Genomic DNA, 7,507 nt, shown 5'->3' on the forward strand with positions numbered 1-7,507 from the left:
TCGAGCCATATGCGTCCGATACGGACCTATCAATGCATCAGCCAGAACAGCGCCGCCGCACCCGCGACGATGCGATACCAGGCAAAGGGCGCGAAGCCGTGGCGCGAAACCACCGAGACGAACGCCTTCACCACCACCAGCGCGACGAGGAAGGCCGTCACGAAGCCGATCGCGATCTCCGGCCAGCCGACCGCGCCCGGCGCGGCGAGCGCCGCGCGGTTCTTGGCGAGCTCCAGCACGGTCGCGCCCAGCATGGTCGGGATGGCGAGGAAGAAGCTGAACTCCGCCGCCGTCCGCCGCTCGACGCCGAGCGACAGCGCGCCGAGGATGGTCGCGCCCGAGCGGCTGACGCCGGGGATCATGGCGAGGCACTGGATGAAGCCGATGCCGAGCGTGGTCGGCACGGGCAGCGCGGACACGCCGACGAGGCGGTGCCGCTTCACCAGCCTCTCGATGAGCAGGATCGCGACGCCGCCGGCGATCAGCGCGTAGCAGACGATGTCCGGCCGGGTGAGCAGCGCCTCGATCCGCTTGTGGAAGGCAAGGCCGATCACGGCCGCGGGCAGGAAGGCGATCAGGATGTTGCGCAGGAAGCGCCAGGATTCGGCCCGCCCCCGCATCAGCCCGTGCAGCACGGCCATGAAGGTCCGCCAGTAGAGCACCACGATGGCGAGGATCGCGCCCAACTGGATGACGATGTTGAACACCTGCCACTGCGCATCGTCATAGCCCAGCAGCGCGCCCGCGAGGATCAGATGGCCGGTGGAGGAGACGGGCAGGAATTCGGTCAACCCCTCGACGATGCCGAGGAGGATGGGCTGGAGAATCATCATGGACGCGACACTCGGTTCGGAAGCCGGAAAAACAAAGGGCCGGCACATCGGCCGGCCCCATAAAGAGATCAGGATGCCTTGCGGATCGTCCCGAAGCGCCCTGCGCGCCGGTATCGCACCAGCCAGCCGGGTGCGACGGCCTCCAGCGCGGTCGGTTTCACGCCGAGGGCGACGAGACCGTCCGCGCCTGCCGCCGCGACATTGTCGGACTGGAGCATCTGCCACTGGTCCTGCGTGATCGGGGCGCAGGGCATGAAGCCGAAACGGGCGATCAGGCCGCCCAGGCTGTCCGGCAGTTCGAGGAAGGTCGGCGTCGCGCCGATCATCGCGGCGGTGCGGCGGACGAGGTCGCCCATCGCGATCACTTCCGGCCCGCCCAGTTCGAAGGTGCGGCCGGCATGGCTCTTCGGCTCGAGCACGGCGTTGGCGATCGCCCTGGCGACGTCGGCGACGAACACCGGCTGGAAGCGAACGCCCGCCCGCAGGATCGGCGCCACCGGGCCGGACTGCATCATCGCGGCGAAGCGGTTCACGAAATGATCCTCGGCGCCGAAGACGATCGACGGGCGCACGATGGTCGCGGCCGGGAAGGCGCCGCGGACGACCAGTTCGCCCTCGGCCTTGGTGCGGCCGTAGACGGTGGGCGAATCGACGCTCGCCCCGATCGCCGACACATGCACCAGCGCCCGCACGCCCGCGGACGCGGCGGCTTCGGCCACGTTGCGCGCGCCGTCGACATGCACCGCCTGGAGCTTGCCCGAGAGCAGGCCGACCAGGTTCACCACCGCGTCGCTGCCCTGGATGGCGCGGCGCACCGTATCGGGCTTGGTGATGTCGGCGGCGATGAACTGGGTCTGGCCGAGACCGCCCTGCGGCTTGACGAAGAAGGCGCGCTTGGGGTCGCGCTCGACGATCCGCACCCGCACGCCGCGCTGGAGCAATGCCTGCGCGACATAGCGCCCCAGGAACCCGCCCCCGCCGAACAGCGTCACCAGCTCTGCCATCGCCTGCATATCCCTTGTGTCGAAAACCGTGTGTGGGGTCGCCTTGCCTCCGCTTGTTGTGGAAAACAAGCGTCGAGGAAAAATTGCCGTTGACAGGTCCGCTCACCCGCCGCTATCCGCCGCGGCCTACCCCGTGCCCAGATGGCGGAATTGGTAGACGCACCAGCTTCAGGTGCTGGCGATCGCAAGGTCGTGGAGGTTCGAGTCCTCTTCTGGGCACCATTTCCTACAAGCGGCTGCTATGCCTCGACAACAACCCCTTGCGGGGTCCGGTTGCGGTAGCGAACGCGCGAATGTCGGCTTCTCCCGATTGTCATGAAGCCGTCAGGCAGGAAGCGGCCAACGCCATAATAAGCGATAGGGCGCATGACGGTACGCTGCCGAGGCTTTCGGCGCGCCGACAATTCCACATGTCTTGAGTCCGATCGGCGTCCCGCGCTTTATTTCTTTGGATGCTGAACCGCGGCATCTGGAATGGGGGCGCTGATCAAAATCTCCTGTGTGCGGATGACGTCCATCAAAGCCTGCCATTCCTTGCCGGAGATTCTTGGGTCCGCGGTTGCCGCGTCGTCGGCGGTGAATGCCTTTGTGCTGGGCTTCGTGGCCATCTGTTGGCGCGTGGAGGACTGACGCTCTTCATATTCGCTGGCATGAGCGATGAGCGATGCTTTCTCCTCTGCGGTTCCCTTGAATGCCGAGAGCAGAAAATAGCCCATGCCGCGATCCGTATAGGTGGCCGCGATCGCCGATGGCGGCAGATAGGCGAGATCGATGACACGGACGGAGCTGCCGAAGGTCTGGCCTTGAGGGTTCATCGTTCCGCCGGCGATCCCGGTGGTCGACAGAAACGGTGATGGCTTAACGCCTTCCACATGCCCCATTTCCTGCGAGGCCTTGATCTTGTTCGCGCCTATCCCCGATGCGCTGACAGCGGCCTCCCTGGCGAATTTGCTCTTGAGGCTCTGGTCATATTCGCCCTTCCTCGACTTGGGTATCGGGCTGAGCGCGGTCGGATATAGATGCCCGTCTTGTTTGAGCTCCGCCTCATTGAAGTCCGAAATGCCGCGATGGACATAGCGGGGTATGAGCTGGCCGATGCGATCCATCACGAATTCGTGGCCGTCGCGGGTGACGATCATCTGATGGGGGTTCGAGGGGGAAGGCGTCATCTTGATGCCGCTTCGCTCGAGCTGGTCGCGGCTGTCGCGGCGGAGCTTGGTTTCGAGCGTCGCATCCTGCCCTTCGCTTTCGACCAGCGCCTCCTCGACGGGCGGCATGGCCTTTGCGATCGACGTGAGCAGAAGGTCGCGTAGCACGTTCGCATTGCCGAGATGGGTTGCGCGCCTCTTCTCGGAGATATCCGGGCTTGGATCGGAGAGCATGTCGCTGCGCACCTTCTCATAGGCCTTGAGCAGCCCTCCCAGGGCCTTGAACTGACCCGCCCAGGCTTCGAAGGGAGTTCCCTGGGCCTCCGTCTGGATCCGGTTGAGCATTTCGACATCAGCCTTGTCGGTCCGGCGGAGGCGGGCGCGCAGATCGTCGACGCTCAGATCCTGCATGTTCATGCGTGCCCGAAGCCGCGGACCCAGCCCGGCACGGCTGCGAGAGTTGCGGATCTCTACGATCGAATTGGTGACGTCGGCATCGGTCATTCCCGTCGAGACGATGGTGCGGGCGCGAGCGACGAATGCCTCCTCGTCCAGCGGCGCGTTGGGCGGTGCATTATCGGCCACGGTCGCCGCGCCGCCGGCGGCGATATAGTGAAGCGCGCGGAACAGGCAGTCGCCGTCGTCGGCGGGATTGTAGACGACATCCGCCTCGCTGAACGCACCGCCCGGCTGCGCGTGCTGATTGACGATTTGGTAATGCGCACCGACGTTGAGCAGCGCGATATTCCGTGCCGCGCCTCCCGGCGGGCCTATCGTATCGACCTGCACATAACGCCGGGTGCGGGAGAGGATGAGAATCCGGCAGCGGAAATTGAATGCGGTGGCGATGGCGGATGCCTCCGCACCGCTACCCCACACGCCGCGCTCCGCGATGTCTCCGCGATAGGCGGCGATGTCTTCGGCCGTCACATGCAGATCGACATCGCTTTCGGCCGCGACGATCGCACCGCTGAGGGCGTTGTCGTCGATCGCGTTGATCTGGCGGACATAGGCTTCGAGAACGAGCTGAAGCTTGGTCGCATCGGCGTCCAGATCGTCATGTTCGCGCAGCAGGCTGAGCGCGCGCACCACGGCAAAGGATATCTCTTCGAGCCTGCGCCGTTCCGCGGGGACGAGCGGCCCACGCGCCGCGGCTGTCTGCAATTCGGCCAGGGGCGCGCTGAGCGCGAGTATGTCTTCCTCGTTGATATCGCCGGAGATCAGACGAATCTCTTCGTCCAGTTCCTTTCGAGCGGTCTGTCCCTGGCGGTCGCTCGTCTTGATGAGATTCAGATCGCTCCGAACCGCGCCACGCTCCGCGATCTTCATCGTTCGCGTGTCTTGCGCACCTTCCTCGCCCTCGCGGGCGGGAATCCAGGGACCAGGCGGCGCATCCTTGCCGTGACCCGTTTTGCGTTTGACCCAGACGCCCTGCACGGGAGCTTCGCTCGTTGCAGGGCTTGCAACGTGCAGCGGCCTGGGGGCCGCGCCCGGGAGGTCGATCGCGAGCGCTCGTGCGCCCATCGCATCGGCTTCGAGCTCAAGAGCAGGATCGTCATTATAAGAAGGACCGCCTTCGACCCGTGCTGTGGCATGGACGCGCCCGCGCTTTTGCTGGACGACGTGCCACGCCTCGTGCGGCAAGTGCCGGTCTTCGCCGGGGGCGAGATGGATTTCGTTGCCTTGGGCATAAGCATGTGCGCCGATCCGGCCGGGACCGGCGGAATCCCGGTGTACGCGGACATCGTCCATCGCCACACCCGAGAGGGACTCGATGCCGCTCTTCAGCTTGTCGGAAAGCCCGGTGTGGTTTGGTGGCGCGGTCGTGCGAGCGATGCCGGAGGAATGCGAGCGGGCATAATCGGCGACCGTTTCGCGTGGACTGCCGATACCCCGAAGGCCCGGCTGGTCAATCGTGACGCGCTGCGCGACGGGCTCACTGGCCTGGGCGGAAGACGTCTCGTTTCGTCGCACATCCTTGATCGGCTTGGGGCGGGATTGCAGAGGCGCGCGCATCCAGCTTCTTCCACTGCAAACATCGTCGCGACATCTATGGCCCGAACAGCCGCAGGGGGAAACGACGAATGGGTTCATCGCGGCGGATTGTCATGCCCGCGATCGGTCAACTCCGGTCGACATCGTCCCTACGAGATGGCCGCCCGGGGGTTACCCTCCGTAAAACCGCTTGTTCGTCCACCATTGGTTTTAATATGGTCACATGGTCGTTTCGAACTGACGGCAATTCGACTTGCAGGGCTCCGCTACGGTCCCTAGCCTCGTGCCGCTATGGCGACTTCCGCTCCCGCGAGCACTTTGGCTCCGTCGCAGCCACCCGTGGAGATCCTCTACGCGGTGCCCGTCGGGACGGTGATATCCTGGTATCCACCACCGACGGCCTTCAAGACGGACCCTGCCGACCAGAATGGCACGAAGGAACTGATCTTCCCGCCGGGCTTTGCGATGTGCAACGGACAGGTCGTCGACGATCCGGCCAGCCCCTTCAACGGGATGGCGCTGCCCAACCTCGTCAATCGCTTCATTCTCGGCTCGGGCGGGAATCTCGCTTATGGCGACACCGGCGGCGATGAACAGTTCAATACCGCAGGCTGGCCCAATACGGCGTTCGGAACCTCGCCGACCCAGGCCTCTGGTGTGGACAACCAGTATAACGGCGTCATCCAGGACGCCAGCCCGACGTCCTCCTGGCGCTATACGCTGACCCAGGACGATCTCAGCAAGAATGACGGCAACCACCACCATACGGTCCCGGAGAATGCCTTCGTGGTGCCGGCTCCGGGCTATGTTGCGCTCATGCCCATCATGCGGATCAAATAGGGGCGGCCATTGAGCTTCACCCGCCTCCACAAGCCGGCCGGGACGCTTCCTCCTGTCGCGCGGCAGCGCGGCGTTTCGACTTCGCCGCCCACGGCGACATCGCCGACCCGGAGCCATGACATCAGCCGGGTGCCGCTCGCTGCCCCGATACAGCGCAGGGCCGTGCCGGGAGCGGCGCCCGGTGGCGGCGCGCATCAGGTGAACCGCACCGGCCTTCCCGACGGACTGAAGGCGGGACTGGAATCCATATCGGGCATGTCGATGGATGCCGTCCGCGTCCATTATGGCTCGCCCGAGCCGGCCAGGATTCAGGCGCACGCCTTTGCGGACGGAACCAACATCCATCTGGCTCCCGGTCAGGAGAGGCATCTGCCTCATGAGGCATGGCACGTCGTCCAGCAGGCCGAGGGGCGGGTGAGGCCGACGCTCGATCTTGGCGGCACGGCCGTGAATGACGATCCGGGGCTGGAGCGCGAGGCCGACCGGATGGGCGATGCCAGCGCCGCTCTGGGACGCACGGCGGCTTCTGGCCCGGCTGCGGCCGGCCCCGCTTCTCCGGTGGCAGCACCGCAAGGCGGAACGGTGCAGGGCGTCTTCGACATCAAGGCCGGAGCATTGAAGGGTTCGTACAAGACCAGTGGTGGGAAAGATACCAACGCGCTTGTCGATGCCGTCAAGCTCGCCATCGGTGACGATCTCGCAAGCGGCTGGATTGGCAATCTGCGGGGCTGGGCGGGAAAGGGGGAAGGGCCTTATGGGTGGGACACCACCGTGGAATTCCTCGACTTTCTGCTCGCGAATTATGGAAAGGTGGCGAAGGACGGCAAGACACGTCCGAATTTCTCTTCCATTGCCTACAAGCTCGCCAAGATCACCTATGGTATCCAGACAGGCGTGGATCAGTCGGCGATGAGTCCGTCCGATGAGGATCTCGCGATGCCGCATCGCTTTCCTTATGCGGGGATCGAGCTGAGCGTCGCGCTCTTTATCTCGAACAAGGAAGACGACAATGATCTCAAGCGCTGGACGGACCGTCTCTACACGGCGACCGTGAAACGCGCGAACCTGAACCTCCCGCTGATCTCGGACAAGAATGTCGCGGACTGGTACAGGAAATCGGTCCAGGCGCAGCTCGATGAAATGGTCAATGCGCGCGCTGCGCTCATTCTGGCCAAATCCAAGGGAGAGACGCTCACGTTGAGCACGCCCGTCGTGCAGCGAATGCTCAAGGCGGCCAATAATATGCACGGCAACATTCCCGATTACGGACCGCACAGCAAGATCAACATCCCCGTCTCGAACCGCCTCCACCTCCATGTCGTGAAGCCGGACGACTGGGATGAGGACGATGACGATATGCAGGCGCCGATGAGCCCGGGTTCCTATTATGCCGCGCAAATGTCGCCGCACCGTGTCGACAAGGGCGTCGCCTATGACGAGGACGGCGAATATGTCGTCGGCACCGACGGCTATGGATACGACCCCTCCAGGATCGAGGGGTTTGAGGAAATGATGGAAGAGCAGGAGCATAAGGTCGGAAAGACGACGATCAGTTCGTCGAGCCTCATGGACTTCTGATCCGCTCCCTCGAGCCTAGGTTGCGTTGACAAAGTGGATTCCCAAACGGCCTGAAGTTTGATTCAAGGCAGCTCTTTGCGGGGAGCAGCGATGGCGCGTGGGGATCTGA

The 7,507-nt window shown here is 64.4% G+C and carries 5 protein-coding genes and 1 tRNA gene; 3 read left to right on the forward strand and 3 right to left on the reverse strand.

Annotated features, from left to right (window positions below):
- Nucleotides 1–29: 29 nt before the first annotated feature.
- Both FHS98_RS16385 and FHS98_RS16390 read right to left on the reverse strand, forming a co-directional pair.
- On the reverse strand, nucleotides 30–833 hold the full coding sequence (locus FHS98_RS16385) for an undecaprenyl-diphosphate phosphatase (RefSeq protein WP_167107619.1): 804 nt from the start codon (nucleotides 831–833) through the stop codon (nucleotides 30–32).
- Nucleotides 834–901: 68 nt separating this feature from the next.
- Nucleotides 902–1,837, reverse strand: a complete 936-nt coding sequence (locus FHS98_RS16390; RefSeq protein ID WP_167107623.1) for a complex I NDUFA9 subunit family protein — start codon at nucleotides 1,835–1,837, stop codon at nucleotides 902–904.
- 135 nt (nucleotides 1,838–1,972) lie between these two features.
- Here FHS98_RS16390 and FHS98_RS16395 point away from each other — a divergent pair.
- Nucleotides 1,973–2,059 (forward strand) — tRNA-Leu (locus FHS98_RS16395).
- 218 nt (nucleotides 2,060–2,277) lie between these two features.
- Here the strand turns inward: FHS98_RS16395 and FHS98_RS16400 are convergent.
- Nucleotides 2,278–5,001, reverse strand: a complete 2,724-nt coding sequence (locus FHS98_RS16400) for an eCIS core domain-containing protein (RefSeq protein ID WP_167107626.1) — start codon at nucleotides 4,999–5,001, stop codon at nucleotides 2,278–2,280.
- 270 nt (nucleotides 5,002–5,271) lie between these two features.
- On the opposite strand from FHS98_RS16400, the gene FHS98_RS16405 reads away from it, so the two are divergent.
- Nucleotides 5,272–5,820 carry a hypothetical protein gene (locus tag FHS98_RS16405; protein WP_167107629.1) on the forward strand — a complete coding sequence of 183 codons (549 nt, stop codon included), beginning with the start codon at nucleotides 5,272–5,274 and terminating at the stop codon, nucleotides 5,818–5,820.
- Nucleotides 5,821–5,949: 129 nt separating this feature from the next.
- Nucleotides 5,950–7,398 (forward strand): eCIS core domain-containing protein, encoded by a 1,449-nt coding sequence (locus tag FHS98_RS16410; protein ID WP_208402326.1) that lies wholly within the window; start codon nucleotides 5,950–5,952, stop codon nucleotides 7,396–7,398.
- The last annotated feature ends 109 nt before the right edge of the window (nucleotides 7,399–7,507 follow it).

It is taken from the genome of Sphingomonas oligoaromativorans (genome assembly GCF_011762195.1).
In the GTDB taxonomy this organism is placed as follows: Bacteria; Pseudomonadota; Alphaproteobacteria; order Sphingomonadales; family Sphingomonadaceae; genus Solisphingomonas; species Solisphingomonas oligoaromativorans.

What these genes read in the sequence shown, in the direction of transcription:
- FHS98_RS16385 (WP_167107619.1), bottom strand. Translation starts at nt 833, where the DNA reads ATGATGATTCTCCAGCCCATCCTCCTCGGCATCGTCGAGGGGTTGACC.
- FHS98_RS16405 (WP_167107629.1), top strand. Translation starts at nt 5,272, where the DNA reads ATGGCGACTTCCGCTCCCGCGAGCACTTTGGCTCCGTCGCAGCCACCC.
- FHS98_RS16400 (WP_167107626.1), bottom strand. Translation starts at nt 5,001, where the DNA reads ATGCGCGCGCCTCTGCAATCCCGCCCCAAGCCGATCAAGGATGTGCGA.
- FHS98_RS16390 (WP_167107623.1), bottom strand. Translation starts at nt 1,837, where the DNA reads ATGGCAGAGCTGGTGACGCTGTTCGGCGGGGGCGGGTTCCTGGGGCGC.